The following is a 13245-nucleotide window of genomic DNA, read 5'->3' on the forward strand; positions in this document are numbered from 1 at the left end:
TGACAGGAACATAGTTTCAAGAAGGGCGAACCGTGCTGAAGAAGTTCATGGCCAGTGCAGCAGTTGCCGTTTCCATCGTCGGTCTCTCCGCCATGGCTGCCCCGCAGGCGCTGGCCATCGGTAACGACGAGGGAGCCTCCACCACGAACGGTAACGGGGCGGAGCAGAGCTACGGCAACACCCACACCGACGGTGTGATGAGCCCCCAGGTCGGCCTCGTCCAGGGCACGCTCAACAAGCCGTGTGTCGGCCTGCCGCTCAAGGCGAACATCGGCTCGCTCGTCGGCCTCGTGCCGATCACGGCCCAGGACATCAACGTTCTGTCGTCGCCGCAGAACCAGCAGTGCACGGAGAACTCCTCGCAGATCAAGGGCGACGAGCCGCTGTCGCACATCCTGAGCCAGATCCCGGTGCTCTCGGGCAACGGCGTCGGCAACGGCTGACAGCTGACACCTCATCGCATGGCGGTGGCCGCGTACTCCGTACGCGGCCACCGTCGCGTTCTCCGGCGCTTCCGATTTTCCCGGGGCACCCGGTTGGCTCACGTGGCCGCCGACAATCCCTTCGCGGCGGCCCCGGACGCCGAATGCACTGTGTCCAGGGGCTGTTCACGGCCGGTCCCGGCCGGAGGGGGAGCGCGACACGCCGGGTGCCGGTAGTTGACAGGTTGCGGGGCCGCCGTTCGCTTTCGACGGTTGTGGAGTACACCCGTCTGTTCAGCGAAGGGAAAACATCTTCATGCGCACCCACCGGACGACCGGCGTGATCGTCTCCACCGCCCTCGTCGGCGCACTCGCATTCGGCACTGCCGGAACGGCATTCGCGTCCCCCGACGTCGCTCCCACCGGTACCTTCACCGGTCGCACCGCCCCGGCGGCTCCTGATCCCGCCGCACTACTCGCCCAGGTCACAGCCCTCGGCAATGTCGGCGCCGTCCTGACGCCGGTGACGGACCTGGTCAAGGCCGTGCTCGCGGCCCCCGGCAACAAGCTGTCGGCGGAGGACGCCACGAAGCACGCCGACGCGGTCAAGGCCGCGATCGCCGCGGCCAAGGTCCCCGCGGCGCCGGCTGTCCCGGCCGTGCCCGCAGCGCCCGCCGTCCCCGCCGCTCCGGCCGCCCCGGCCGTTCCTGCGGTTCCCGCCGCGCCGGCCGTGCCGGCCGTGCCGGCCACCCCCGCGCTGCCAGCCACCCCCGCGCTGCCGGCCACCCCCGCGCTGCCCGGAGTTCCGGCGCTGCCCGGTGTGTCGATGCACGGCGTCAGTGCTGCGGACCGCTCCGCACCGCGTGCGGCCGACGTCGCGGGTGACGCGCTGGCCGGTCTGCAGACGGCCGTCGACAACCTGCTGAAGGCGGCCACGTCGGGTGACGTGGCGGGTGTCCTGACCAGCGCGCTCGCGACCGTCACCGGCCTGGTCAACTTCCTGGTCGCCACGGTCCTCGGCGGTGCGCTGCCGGCGCCGGACCTGCCCGGCCTGCCGAAGCTCCCGGCGCTGCCGACCCTCCCGGTCCCGCTCCCGCCGCTGCCGCTCAACGACCTCCCCGGCTGACGCGTTCAGGACCCCGACGACCTGCGGCACGCGGATGGACGCGCGCCGCAGGTCGTGGTCTTTTCCGGGGCGGGTGCCGGCGGAAGGTTGCCTCAGACCCGCTTCGCCCGCCAGGTGTTCAGCCGCGACCGCCAGCTGCGCACCACCGGCAGATAGCGGCGCACCGCCGCGGCCGCCCGGTCCCGGAGTGCGGCCCGTGCGACCTGGAGCCGGAGGGCGGGCGCGAACAGCGGCGACGTCATCAGCAGCCGCTGGTTGGCCACGAGGTCGGGGCACCAGGGCAGCTTGTTCGCCTCGTTGCCGCGCAGCAGGCTCAGCGCTCCGCCGCCGCCCGATGCGGTGGCGTGACCGGCGCCGTTCCTGATCAGCATGGTGGTGAGATCGGCCTTGGTGGCGCGCAGCCGGGGGTCGGCGCCGAAGAGATAGCCGCCGACCAGTTGCGGGGAGAGCATCTTGAGGTCCGCCGCCAGCACTTCGCCGTCCAGCCGGTACTCGGTGATGACGGCGTCGCCGCCGGCCACCATGTGCTGCCCGGCCCGCTTGAGGTGCGCGGCGAAGCGCGGCCTGGCGTGCTCCGGGGTCACCCCGCGTCCCTCCCACTGCAGGATGTGGAGGCGCAGCAGGTTCTCGACGGCCGTGGGCACCTCGTGCTCGGGGACGACGCGCTCCTCGATGCCCAGGGCGTCGAGTTTGCGTACGTAGGCCCGGGTGCGCTGGCCGCGGGAGGTGGACATCCGGGTGATCAGCTCGGCCAGCGGGACACCGGGCAGCTCCATGCAGACGGAGTCCGCCAGCCGCCGCTTCGGTCCCTGCCAGCACTCGTGGAGCCGTTCGGCGGCGGCGCCCGGCCGTACCTCGCGCAGGTCGATCAGCGCGCCGCGGGCCGCGCGGCGCAGTCCGGTGGCCATCGCGGTGACGGCGGCGTCGGTGGCGTTGTCGTCGAGCAGCACGTCGGAGAAGTCGGTGATGCTGCCGCCCAGCGGCACCAGGACGGGCAGCGGCCGGTGGGTGAGCATCAGCGGGGCGGCGCCGATGAGCTCCCCGTCCTGCCGGACGAGCAGCACCCGCAACCGGCGGGGCCGCCCGTACGACGTCCACCAGGAGTGCAGCCAGGAGTGGCTCTGGAACGGGGTGGCGGTCCGGCAGTGCCGGTGCAGGCGTCCCCACTCCTCGCGCAGCGCGGCGAACTGCAGCGGGTCGCGGCACATCGTCACCGAGCGGACGGCTGCGGTGTCGCCCCCGGTCATCACGCCATTTCCTTGACCGGCGGACGGCTGCCGTGGGCCGGGGCGGGAACAGCGGCGTGCGCGGCCGCCCGGCGGCCGCGGTTGCCGGGCCGGACCAGTAGGACCAGCGCGCCGACCAGGCCGCCGGCGCTGGCGCCGACGGCGCCGGACAGCGCCGTCGAGGGCGACGCGGCCGCGGCGGGGACGGCGGCCGGGGAGAACATCAGCAACCGCACCCCGGTGTTGGCGGCGTTCCGGTTGCCGGTGGCCGTCAGGGAGTTCGCCACGGCGTTCGCGATGTCCGAGGCGTCGCGGGCGCGGGACCCGGTGCCGGTGATCGCGATCATCGGCGCGTCGGGCGAGGTGGCCACCTGCACGTTCTCGCGCAGCCGCGCGAGAGGTACGCCCGCGTCCTCCTGCGCGTCGGCCAGCACCGTGGAACCGGTGATGACGCGGCCGTAGGCCTGTGCGAACCCGAGGGCGGTGGCCGGGTCGGAGTGCTGCGGCACGACGATGACGTAGCTGGTCGCGGAGTACTGCGGCGGGGTGGCCAGGCCGTAGCCCAGGCCGCCGGCCAGCCCGATGCCGATGCACAGCGGCAGCGGCCACCAGCGCGGCAGCCGCCGCGACGCGTCCCGCAGCCGGGTCGGCGCGCCGGGGGCGTGGGTGGGGGTCTCGTCCATGGGATCGCTCTTTCTGTGGGCTCTGGTCAGGGCCGGGCGGGCCGGGCGGCGGCGAGCGCGTACAGCTCGGCCAGCCGGCCGGCGGTGCCGGCGATGTCGTAGTGGCCGACGGCGGACGGCACCGGGAAGCGGTGTTGTCCGGCCTCCTGGTGCTGCCGCAGGGCGGCGGCGAGCGCGTCGGCACCGGCGCCGATACGCCGTGCGCCGGGTGCGTCCGCGGCGGGCAGGTCGTCGATGGCCGGGCAGGTGACGTACAGGACGGGCAGCCCGGCCGCGAGGGCCTCCAGCACGGCGAGCCCGAAGGTCTCCTCGCGCGAGGCGGAGACGAAGAGGTCGACGGTGGCGAGCAGCGCGGGGAGGGCCGGCGCCGGGTCGCGGCCGTCCCCGCCGCCGGTTTCGCCCAGCAGATGGATCCGGTCGGCCGCGCCCAGCCCGGCGGCCAGCCTCAGCAGGGCGTCGCGCTCGGGTCCCGCGCCGGCCAGCAGCAGCTGGGCGCCGGGGCGGCCGGCGACCGCGCGCACCAGCAGGTCGAACCGCTTGCCGGCCACCAGCCGCCCCACGCCGCCCACCACGAAGGCGTCCTGCGGGAGCCCGAGGCGGGTCCTGGTGGCCGCCCGGACCGCGGCGTCGAAGCGGAACGCCCCGGCGTCGATGCCGTTGGGCACCGTATGGATCCGCGGCCCCGGGATGCCCCAGGCGCGCAGCCGTTCGGCGACGGTGTCCGAGACCGCGACGGTCGCGCTGCCGAGTTTCTCGGTGCCCCGGTACAGGGCGCGGGTGCCGCGGGTGAGGGGGCGGCCCTCGATCGTGGTGGTCCCCAGGGAGTGCTCGGTGGCGACCACGGTGCGCACCCCGGCCAGCCGGGCGGCGATCCGGCCGTAGACGCAGGCCCGGTAGAGGTGGGTGTGGACGAGGTCGTAGCGCCCGGCGCGGATCAGCCGGGTGAGCCGGGGCAGCGCGGTGAGGTCCCGGTTCCCGGTCATCCCCAGATGGGTGACGGGTGTGCCGTCGGCGCGGATGCCCTCGGCGACCGGACCCGGGTGGGTGAGGGTGATGACCTCGCAGGACAGCGGCAGATGCCGCAGCAGCAGCCGCAACTGCTGTTCGGCCCCGCCGATGCCGAGCCCGGTGATGATGTGCAGGACCTTCATCGGCCGTCCTGCTCGACCCGGGGTTCCGAGGGGACCGGCGAGCCCTCGGCGACACGCGCGTCCGGCACTTCAGGGGCGTCCGGCACGTCAGGGGCGTCCGCGGAATCCCGAGGGCCGGCGGTGCGGGCGTACGGCAGCGCGGCGTAACCGCCCTCGAACGGCAGCGGGCGGCGGCGCAGCAGGTGTTGCAGCCGCTTGAGGTGGAGGTGCCCGGCGGTGTCCCGCTCCCCTACATAGGCGCGGGGCAGCGCGTGCGTCCCGGTCAGCGGCCCCGCTCCGACGGCGCAGCCGTACGCGTAGCCGGCCGCGCGTACGGCGTTGACGACGCGGGCGTCCAGCTTGCCGTACGGATAACAGAAGCCCTCGGGGGCCTTCCCGGTGATCTCCTGGAGCCGGTCGCGGCTGCCGCGCACCTCTGCGGCCAGCACGTCGTCGGCGGTGGCCGTCAGGTCCAGATGGACGAGGCCGTGGGAGCCGACCTCCATACCGGCGGCGGCCGCGGCGCGGATGCCGTCCTCGGTCAGCAGTGGTTTGCGCGGCCCCAGTTCGTCCCAGTCGTTGCTCCCGCCGAGCCTGCCGGGCAGGACGAAGACCGTGGCGGAGTGCTCGTACCGGCGCAGCAGCGGTACCGCGTGTTCCACGAAGTCGGCGTAGCCGTCGTCGAAGGTCAGCCCGACGAGCCGCTTCCCGCGCCCGTCCGCGCGGGCGCGCAGCAGCTCCGCCACGCCCACCCCGGTCAGGCCGCGGCCGTTCAGCCACCGCAGCTGCCGTTCCAGCCGGTCGGGGCTGACGGTGACCAGGTACGGATCGTCGGCGCACTCCCCGACGGAGTGGTACATCAGCACCCACGGCGCTGTCCGGCGGCCTCGTCCGGACAGCGTGTCGGAGGCGGCGGAGCGGCGCGGAGGGACGTGGACGGGGGAGATCTCAGCGGACATGGGGCAGCTTCCGTTTCACGGTGGCGAGCAGGTGCGGGACTTCCGGCACCCGTACGGCGGCGGCGGCCGCGGTGAAAATGGCCGGTACCACGAGACAGCAGACGGTGGTGGACAGGAGTGGTCCCGGCAGCAGGCGGGCGGTCGCCCAGCCGGCCGTAGTGGCGGCCGCGGCGGCCACCACGAGCCGGCCGAGACCCGCCGCGACCGTGCGGGCCCTGATGGCGATCACCTGCGCGCCGAGGCCGCGCAGCAGCAGCACGGCGGTGGCCGTGATGCCCGCGGCGTTGGCGCCGGCGATGCCGTAGATGCCCCAGTACCCGACGGTGACGGCTCCCGCGGTGATGGTGATCAGCAGTCCGGCACCCATGGCGGCGGCCGGGTACCAGGTGGGCCGGGCGGCCGAGAAGAACGGCCGGACCAGGGCTCCCACCATGCTCTGGCCCAGCAGGCCCAGCGCGTAGACCCGCATGACGGACGCCGTCGCGGCGGTGTCGGCCGCGTCGAAGGCGCCGCGCTGGAAGAGCAGTTGGACGATCTGCGGCGCACAGGCGATGACGAAGGCGGTGCCGAGCAGCACCACGATGCCGGCCAGCGTGAGATCGCGTTCCACCCGGCGCCGCGCCTTGTCCGGCTCACCGTCGGCCAGCGCCTGCGCGACCACCGGGAAGGTGACCGTGACGATCATCAACGAGAGCACCATCGGCAGTTGGGCGACCTTCTGCGCGTAGTTCAGATGCGAGATGGCGCCCGCGGGGAGCGAGGCGGCGAGGAACCGTTCGATCAGCACCTGCGCCTGGCGGCAGAGGCTGAAGATGATGACGGGAGCCAGCAGCGCGATCCCGAGGGGCGCGGCGCCCGCGTCCCCGGCGGCCCGTGCGGCGGCCCGCACCGAGCGCCGCGGGCGCGGGCCGCGCGGCGGCAGCCGGCGCAGGAACGACGGGAGTTGGACGAGCACCATCAGCAGGCCGCCGACCGCGACACCGGCCGCGGCGGCGCGCACTCCCCAGCGGGCGTGGAGCAGCAGCAGGGTGGCGATGATGCCGACGTTGTAGACGACGTAGATGGCCGCCGGCGGGACGAACCGGCGGTGCGCGCGCAGCGCGGCGCTGAAGTAGCCGGTGAGGCCGAACGTCAGGACGGTGGCGGCGGTGAGCCGGGTGCAGTCGACCGCGAGGGCGGGGTCCTTCAGACCGGGCGCCAGGATCCCCACGAGCACGGGCGCGCCCAGTTCGAGCAGCACCATCGCCGCGCCCAGGGCGAGCAGCAGCCGGGGCAGCGTGGCCGCCAGCAGCGTCCGTACGGGGTCCGGCCCTTGCCCCGCTCCGCGGCGCCGGGCCAGGGCGAGGCTGAAGGCCGGGATCAGCAGCAGGGCCATCGCGTCCTCGATGAGGACGGTGGAGGAGAGTTCCGGCACGGTCCAGGCGACCAGGAACGCGTCGGTGGCGGGTCCCGCGCCGAAGAGGTGGGCGATCGTCTGGTCGCGGAGCAGGCCCAGCAGCGAGCCGAGCGCGGTGAGCGCGGCGGTGAGGGCCGCGGCCCGCGCCAGTACCCGTCCCAGGCCGGACGGTTGGGGCTGTTCCCTCGCCGCTCCCCCGCCGTCCGGCGCGGGGGAAGGAGCGGGGACGACAGCCGGGGCTACGCCTTCGAGGACGCCGGATCGCGGTGGCTGCGCGGGAGGTTCGGGTGGCGCCGTGGTGTCCGTCATCGGACGGCCTCCGGGCGCAGTGCCCAGGCGGCGGCCAGTCCGAAGAGCATGGCGGTCAGCACGGTCGAGGGCCCGCCGATGTCCGCGTACAGGAAGTCGACGCACTGCCAGAGCAGCAGCCCGGTCGCGATCAGCCCGCACTCGGTGCCGCGGCCCGCGCGCCGGGCTCCCGCCAGCCGGCTCAGCCCGACGGCCAGCAGCGCCGCCCAGCTGCCGACGATCAGGGTGATCCCGATTAGCCCCTGCTCGCTGAGGATGAGCAGATACATGTTGTGCGGGGACAACAGGGGTTCGCGCGCGAACCCCTGGCCCGCGCCGTCGGTGTCGCTGCCGGACGACAGGTCGAGCGCGGCGTGCCCGTCGCGGTGGGCGGGGAAGCCCTTGAGGCCGACGCCGGTGGCCGGCCGCTCGCGCCACATGTCGGTGGCGGCGGCCCACAGGCTGTACCGGTCGGTGACCGACGAGTCGGGCGCGTCCGTCACCTGCGTGATGCTGGCGAGCCGGTCGCTGATCAGCTGGGAGCCCACCCCGGCGCCGCCGACCAGCACCACGCCCGCCGCGGCCGTCACCGCGAGGATCCGTACCGCCTGGCGCCAGCCGGCCAGCACGGTCATCACCGAGCACGCCAGCACGGTGGCGATCCAGGTGCCGCGGCTGAAGGACAGCACCAGCGGGACCACGAGCGCCGCGGCGCAGCCCAGCGCGACCGGCCGCAGCCGGCGGGGGGAGCCGGGCGCGGCCGGCGCGAGGGCCAGCCCGACGGAGATCATCAGCCCGTAGGCGACCACGGTGGCCATGCCCATCACGTCCGACGGCCCGAACGTGCCGACGGCGCGGATGTTCTCGCCGACGTACGAGGCGCCGGTTCCCGTCGCGTACTGGTAGACCCCGAACGCGCCCTGCACCAGGGCGAGCAGTACGACGGAGCCGGCCACCACCAGGAAGTCGCGGGTGGTGCGCAGCAGCAGCACCAGCGCGGTCGGCACGAGGACGAAGACCTGTAGGTACCGCACGAATCCGGCGACACCGGCGGCCGGATCGGCGGCGGCGAGGGTGGCCACCGCGATCGCGACGACGGGCGCGCCCAGGACGAGGGCGGCCGCCGCGGTCAGCGGACGCGTCCGCGCCCGCAGCGCCCGGACGGCGCAGAAGGCGACCAGCACTCCCGAGGCCGCGTCGGCGGGGGTCATCTTCCCGGAGGCGCTCACATCCCCGGCGCCGACCGGGGCCGCGAGCAGCAGCACGGTCGCGACCGCGGGCAGCAGCGGCCCCAGCCAGGCCCATCGGTCGACTGCGTGGCGGGCCGGGGGACGGGCGGCCGGCGCGTGCCGTACGGGGCGGGGGGCGGTGTCCGGGAGGACGGCCACGCTCAGCTCCCCCCGAACCGGAAGAGCGCCGTCGCGGTGCGCAGCAGGATGCGGATGTCCTGCCACAGCGACCAGCTCTCGATGTAGTGGTTGTCGAAGCGGGCCCGGTCCTCGATGGAGGTGTCGCCGCGCAGCCCGTGGATCTGCGCGAGGCCCGTGATGCCGACGGGCATCCGGTGCCGCTCCTGGTATCCGGGGTACGTCTGGCTGAACTGGCGGACGAAGTAGGGCCGTTCCGGCCGGGGGCCGACCAGGCTCATGTCACCGCGCAGCACGTTCCACAGCTGCGGCAGCTCGTCCAGCGAGGTACGGCGCAGGAAGTGGCCGACGGCGCTCATCCGCCGGTCGTGGGAGACGTTCCACCGGGTGGCCGACTCCCGCTCGTCGCTCGGCCGCAGGGTGCGGAACTTCAGCAGGACGAACGGCCGGCCGTCCAGGCCGACGCGCTCCTGCCGGAAGAGCACCCCGGGGCCGTCGGAGAGCCGGACGGCCAGCGCGCTGAGTGCCAGGATCGGGGCCGCGGGCAGCAGCGCCAGGAAGGCGAGCAGGGCGTCCAGCACCCGCTTGGCGATCAGGCCGGCGCCGGGGCGCGGGTAAGGGTCGAGGCGGGCGCAGGCGAAGCCCCACAGATGGCCGGCCGCCGGCCGGCCGGCGGTCCTGGAGCCGGGCCCCGACGTGACCTGCCACAGACAGCAGCCCCGGGCGGCGAGCAGCCGGACCAGGTTCGCGGCCGCCGGATTGCCCGCCGGGGGGCCGGCGAACACGGCGTAGCGCACCGAGTTCTGGATGATCGCCCGGTGGATGTCGCCGACGGAGCCGAGCACGGGCAGCGGTGAGTCCGTGCCCGGCGTGTTGTACGGGTGCACCACGCCGACCGGCCGCATGCCGTACTCGGGGTGCGCGTACAGCACGTCGGCCACCTGCTGGACGACGGGACCGGCCCCGACGAGCAGCGTCGAGCGCGGATGGCGCCGCGCCGACCAGCGCTGGAACCGGTAGACGACCGCGCGTGCGGCGCAGGCCAGCAGGCTGGTCGCGGCGATCGTGGTGAGCAGCACCGGCCAGCCGGGGGAGTGCGCCGGGCGGACGGCGGCGAGGGTGGTGGCGGACGCGCACCAGGCGAGGGCCGAGCAGCCGAGCAGCGCGGGCAACTCGTCGAGTGCCGCCGGGTCGAGGCCGGTTCGGTACAGCCCGGCGTAGGTGTGCAGGAGCGTCAGGCACACCAGGAGCGGTCCGAGCAGCAGCACCGGGGAACCCGGGCGGACGGCCAGCACGCCGGCGGCGGCCAGGCAGTCGGTGGCGACGAGCGGGACGACCGCGCGGTGGCGGACGGCGACCCGTGCGTGGGGGCGCCGCTGCACGGCGGCGTCGGACGGTCCCCGGGGTGGCGAGATCGGGGCGGTGGTGGCGGGCGCGACCTTGGTCTGCCGCACGTGCCGGGCTGGGTGGGGCGCGCTTGCGCTCTCCGTCGTCATCGCGTGATGCGTTCCCTGCACTCGGGTCGCGACGGATCGAGCATGTCGCGGTAGAGGTCCGCGACCGATGCCGTCGTCCGCCGCACGTCGTATGTCGTGCGCACGTGGTTGAGGGCCCGGCGGGCCGCGGTTGCGCACACGCCGGGGTTGGTCAGCAGGCCGAGCAGCGCCTGGGCGAGGGCGTCGGGATCCTCCGGCGGCACCAGGCAGAAGCGCTCCTGGCCGGGTGGCAGGCTCTCCCGCGCGCCGTCGACGTCGGTCATCACCACGGGGCGGCCGCAGGCCATCGCCTCCAGCGGGGCCAGCGCCATCCCCTCCCACCGGGACGGCTGGACGACCACGTCGGCGGCCCGGTACCAGGGGACGGCGTCGCGGGTGGCCCCGGCGAACAGCACCCCTTCGGGGGCGTCCCGGAGCAGCCGGTCGCGGTCGGGTCCTTCGCCCACCAGGACCAGCCGGGCGTCGGGCAGCCGGGCGGTGACCTCGGGCCAGGCCCGCAGGAGCAGGTCCTGGCCCTTCTGCGGACACAGCCGGCCCACGCAGACCACGAGGCGGTCGGCGGGACCCAGGTCGGTGAGGGCGGGCATCGAGGCGCGCAGTCCGCGGGCCGCGTCCGGCGGCCCGCCGTCGGGAGTGAATCGCTCGAGGTCGACGCCGTTGGGAACGACCGCCCAGCGGGCGTCGATCCCGGCACGTTCCCCTGTCAGCCGTTCGCTCTCGCTGACACAGAGCACCCGGGTGGCCCAGCGCGCGGCCCACCGCTCCCAGCGCAGAGCGGCGTACGCGGTCGCCCCGCCGACCGCTTCGAAGGACCAGGCGTGCGGCTGGAACACCGTCGGGACCCGGCCGCGTACCGCCAGCCGTCCGGCCAGTCCGGCCTTGGCGCTGTGGGCGTGCAGCAGGTCGGGACGCACCTCGCGGACCACCCGGCGGGCGCGGGCGGTCTCGCCGGGAAGGCCTGGGCCGGGGGAACGGCCGGCCGCCCAGGGCACGACCTCGGCGCCCGCCTCGGCCGCGTCGGCGGCCAGGACGCCGCCGGGAGGGCAGGCCACGACCGCGCGGACCCCGTCACCGACCTGGGCCCGCACCAGGTCGGTGACGACGCGGGCGACCCCGCCGTCGACCGGCTGAACGAGGTGGAGCACCGTCAGCCGGCCCGGGTCCTGCTGGTGTTGCGGCATCGCGCGCCGTTCTCTCTCTCCGCGACATGAAGAATCGGATGTGTGCTGCCTGCCCTGTCCCGCCACATCAGTGGTCTGTCCCGCTAACAACGAGGGGTCTGCCGGGCAGGTAATCCTTGTTCGGCGCGCCGGCGCGAAATCGGAGCTCAGTGCCGCCGCCGGCCGACGGCGGAACCTGGTTCACCGACCGGCGCCCGCAGGTCGATCGGCGAACTCCTGTTCGTCCGCTCGCAAATGCCGGCGGAATGCTGGTTGCTCTCCACAGTCAACCATCAGAACAGGAATGCACCGTGACAGAGCGCGGATTGAAAATCACGCAGGACGCGCTGACCACGGCTCCTAGCACATTCTTACGACCAACTGATCAATCAGCGCGGTGTGTTGACGTACCGGCGTTTGTCGAACGGGGTCGCGAAAGAAACGATGCGGCTATTCGGTAACCCGTACACATGCGCGGGATTTCACCTTCCGGGGGAGGTACCCCCGGGCGTGCCGGTGCGTTGATAGTTCCGTTGGCCCATCCGGGCCAACGCCGCTTTCCAGCTCTCCAGTAGAAAAAGGTGCTCCCTTGTCACGCTTCGCCAAGGCAACCGTTCTGACCGCTTTCGCCGGTGCCGCTGTCGCCGGTGCGTCCGGTATCGCTTTCGCGGACTCCGGTGCCCAGGGTGCCGCTGTGGAGTCGCCCGGTGTCGGTTCCGGCAACCAGATCCAGGTTCCGGTGCACGTGCCCGTCAACCTGTGCGGCAACTCCGTCAGCGTGATCGGCCTGCTCAACCCGGTATTCGGCAACGTCTGCGTGAACCGCTGACCGCACGGCTCGTTGTCCGGGCCGGGGTCGTCACCATTCGGGTGAAGGGCCATAACTAAACCTGGGATGGACAGTTGATCAGTCCGACCCGGTACCGGGGCAATCTCGCACAAGAAGGAATAATCGTGATCAAGAAGTTCCTCGCCACGGCTGCGGTGGCTGTCTCCGTCGTCGGCGCCACCGCCGCGATGGCCGCGCCCGCGATGGCGATCGGCGACGACAGCGGTGCCAGCACCACCAACGGCAACGGTTCCGAGCAGTCGTACGGCAACACTTACACCAGCGGCTACATGAGCCCCTCGTTCGCGCTCGTCCAGGGTTCCCTGAACAAGCCGTGCATCGCCCTCCCGGCGAAGGCCAACGTCGGTTCGCTGGTCGGCCTGGTTCCGATCACGGTCCAGGACATCAACGTCCTGTCGTCGCCGCAGAACCAGCAGTGCACCGAGAACTCCTCGCAGATCAAGGGCGACGAGCCGCTGTCGCACATCCTGGACCAGATCCCGGTCCTCTCCGGCAACGGCGCGGGCAACCACTGATCCGCATTGCCTGAAGGCCCTGGCCGCCGGTGATCACCACCGGCGGCCAGGGCTGTTCTGCGTTGACCGCAATTCGTACCTGGAATCGTATTCAGCACGGCAATTCGTGAATTGCGGAAGCCGAAGTTACGGCATTCGGGTGGATGATCACGGCAGCGGCACGTGAAGGGTTTCTCCAGCCATCGGCAGTCGTTACCCCGGATGGTAGCGGCGTCACGGGCGGCAAGAAATTCCCCCGGGCAGCACGACGGTCGTGACTGTGATCGACGCCCCTACGGAAAGGGAGCTCAACGTGAAATACTCGAAGGTTGCCGCAATCGCCGCAGGAACGCTGATGGTCATGGGTGGCGCTGCCCCCGCATTCGCCGACGCCGGCGCCCAGGCCGAGGTCTCGCACTCCCCGGGTGTGCTGTCGGGCAACAGCCTTCAGGTCCCGATCCACATCCCGGTCAACGTGTGCGGCAACACGGTCAACGTCATCGCCCTGCTCAACCCGGCGTTCGGCAACGCCTGCACCAACAAGTGACGTTGGTCCCCAGCCCGTGAGGGCGACCCGTTGCGGCCCCGGAGCGCTCGCCTGTGCTCCGGGGCCGCTTCGGTTGCGGCGTGCGGGAGACCTTCCCGCGC

At 73.3% G+C, this 13245-nt stretch carries 13 protein-coding genes; 5 read left to right on the plus strand and 8 right to left on the minus strand.

Translation table 11 applies throughout. From position 1 onward, the window contains the following. The first annotated feature begins 32 nt into the window (after positions 1-32). Positions 33-443 (plus strand): rodlin, encoded by a 411-nt coding sequence (locus tag C6N31_RS07420; RefSeq protein WP_138351292.1) that lies wholly within the window; start codon positions 33-35, stop codon positions 441-443. 295 nt (positions 444-738) lie between these two features. After that, entirely contained in the window at positions 739-1548 is an 810-nt protein-coding gene (locus C6N31_RS43640; RefSeq protein WP_232484890.1) for a hypothetical protein, read from the plus strand. A 92-nt stretch (positions 1549-1640) separates the two neighbouring features. Here C6N31_RS43640 and C6N31_RS07435 read toward each other — a convergent pair whose 3' ends face one another. The 8 genes from C6N31_RS07435 to C6N31_RS07470 are packed head-to-tail and all read right to left on the minus strand — an operon-like array spanning position 1641 to position 11274. After that, the gene (locus C6N31_RS07435; RefSeq protein ID WP_138351293.1) at positions 1641-2795 is read right to left on the minus strand and encodes a GNAT family N-acetyltransferase; all 1155 of its coding nucleotides are present in this window, start codon (positions 2793-2795) and stop codon (positions 1641-1643) included. Further along, positions 2795-3457 (minus strand): YveK family protein, encoded by a 663-nt coding sequence (locus C6N31_RS07440; RefSeq protein WP_138351294.1) that lies wholly within the window; start codon positions 3455-3457, stop codon positions 2795-2797. Before C6N31_RS07440 ends, C6N31_RS07435 begins: the two co-directional genes overlap by 1 nt. A 26-nt stretch (positions 3458-3483) precedes the next feature. Further along, positions 3484-4608 (minus strand): glycosyltransferase, encoded by a 1125-nt coding sequence (locus C6N31_RS07445; protein WP_138351295.1) that lies wholly within the window; start codon positions 4606-4608, stop codon positions 3484-3486. Then, positions 4605-5546, minus strand: a complete 942-nt coding sequence (locus tag C6N31_RS07450) for a polysaccharide deacetylase family protein (protein WP_187144957.1) — start codon at positions 5544-5546, stop codon at positions 4605-4607. Before C6N31_RS07450 ends, C6N31_RS07445 begins: the two co-directional genes overlap by 4 nt. After that, a complete protein-coding gene (locus C6N31_RS07455) occupies positions 5536-7251 on the minus strand; it encodes a lipid II flippase MurJ (RefSeq protein ID WP_138351296.1) in 1716 nt (571 codons plus the stop codon). Before C6N31_RS07455 ends, C6N31_RS07450 begins: the two co-directional genes overlap by 11 nt. Beyond that, the gene (locus tag C6N31_RS07460; RefSeq protein WP_381584656.1) at positions 7248-8618 is read right to left on the minus strand and encodes an O-antigen ligase family protein; all 1371 of its coding nucleotides are present in this window, start codon (positions 8616-8618) and stop codon (positions 7248-7250) included. Before C6N31_RS07460 ends, C6N31_RS07455 begins: the two co-directional genes overlap by 4 nt. Before the next feature lie 2 nt (positions 8619-8620). After that, positions 8621-10093 carry a sugar transferase gene (locus C6N31_RS07465; RefSeq protein WP_138351297.1) on the minus strand — a complete coding sequence of 491 codons (1473 nt, stop codon included), beginning with the start codon at positions 10091-10093 and terminating at the stop codon, positions 8621-8623. Continuing rightward, positions 10090-11274, minus strand: coding sequence for a glycosyltransferase family 4 protein (locus C6N31_RS07470; RefSeq protein ID WP_138351298.1), 1185 nt, complete (start codon positions 11272-11274; stop codon positions 10090-10092). Before C6N31_RS07470 ends, C6N31_RS07465 begins: the two co-directional genes overlap by 4 nt. Positions 11275-11842: 568 nt before the next feature. Between C6N31_RS07470 and C6N31_RS07475 the strand changes: the two genes are divergently transcribed. From C6N31_RS07475 to C6N31_RS07485, 3 genes are all read left to right on the plus strand, one after another. After that, the gene (locus C6N31_RS07475; RefSeq protein ID WP_138351299.1) at positions 11843-12082 is read left to right on the plus strand and encodes a chaplin; all 240 of its coding nucleotides are present in this window, start codon (positions 11843-11845) and stop codon (positions 12080-12082) included. Between the two features lie 125 nt (positions 12083-12207). Then, complete coding sequence (locus C6N31_RS07480; protein ID WP_138351300.1) at positions 12208-12618, plus strand: rodlin; 411 nt, start codon at positions 12208-12210, stop codon at positions 12616-12618. A gap of 292 nt (positions 12619-12910) precedes the next feature. After that, positions 12911-13144, plus strand: coding sequence for a chaplin (locus C6N31_RS07485; RefSeq protein WP_138351301.1), 234 nt, complete (start codon positions 12911-12913; stop codon positions 13142-13144). The last annotated feature ends 101 nt before the right edge of the window (positions 13145-13245 follow it).

This window comes from Streptomyces fildesensis (assembly GCF_016107395.1).
Taxonomy (GTDB): domain Bacteria; phylum Actinomycetota; class Actinomycetes; order Streptomycetales; family Streptomycetaceae; genus Actinacidiphila; species Actinacidiphila fildesensis.

Coding starts and splice junctions, on each gene's coding strand:
- C6N31_RS07465 (WP_138351297.1), bottom strand. CDS start 10,093: ATGACGACGGAGAGCGCAAGCGCGCCCCACCCAGCCCGGCACGTGCGG.
- C6N31_RS07440 (WP_138351294.1), bottom strand. CDS start 3,457: ATGGACGAGACCCCCACCCACGCCCCCGGCGCGCCGACCCGGCTGCGG.
- C6N31_RS07455 (WP_138351296.1), bottom strand. CDS start 7,251: ATGACGGACACCACGGCGCCACCCGAACCTCCCGCGCAGCCACCGCGA.
- C6N31_RS07435 (WP_138351293.1), bottom strand. CDS start 2,795: ATGACCGGGGGCGACACCGCAGCCGTCCGCTCGGTGACGATGTGCCGC.
- C6N31_RS07450 (WP_187144957.1), bottom strand. CDS start 5,546: ATGTCCGCTGAGATCTCCCCCGTCCACGTCCCTCCGCGCCGCTCCGCC.
- C6N31_RS43640 (WP_232484890.1), top strand. CDS start 739: ATGCGCACCCACCGGACGACCGGCGTGATCGTCTCCACCGCCCTCGTC.
- C6N31_RS07470 (WP_138351298.1), bottom strand. CDS start 11,274: ATGCCGCAACACCAGCAGGACCCGGGCCGGCTGACGGTGCTCCACCTC.
- C6N31_RS07445 (WP_138351295.1), bottom strand. CDS start 4,608: ATGAAGGTCCTGCACATCATCACCGGGCTCGGCATCGGCGGGGCCGAA.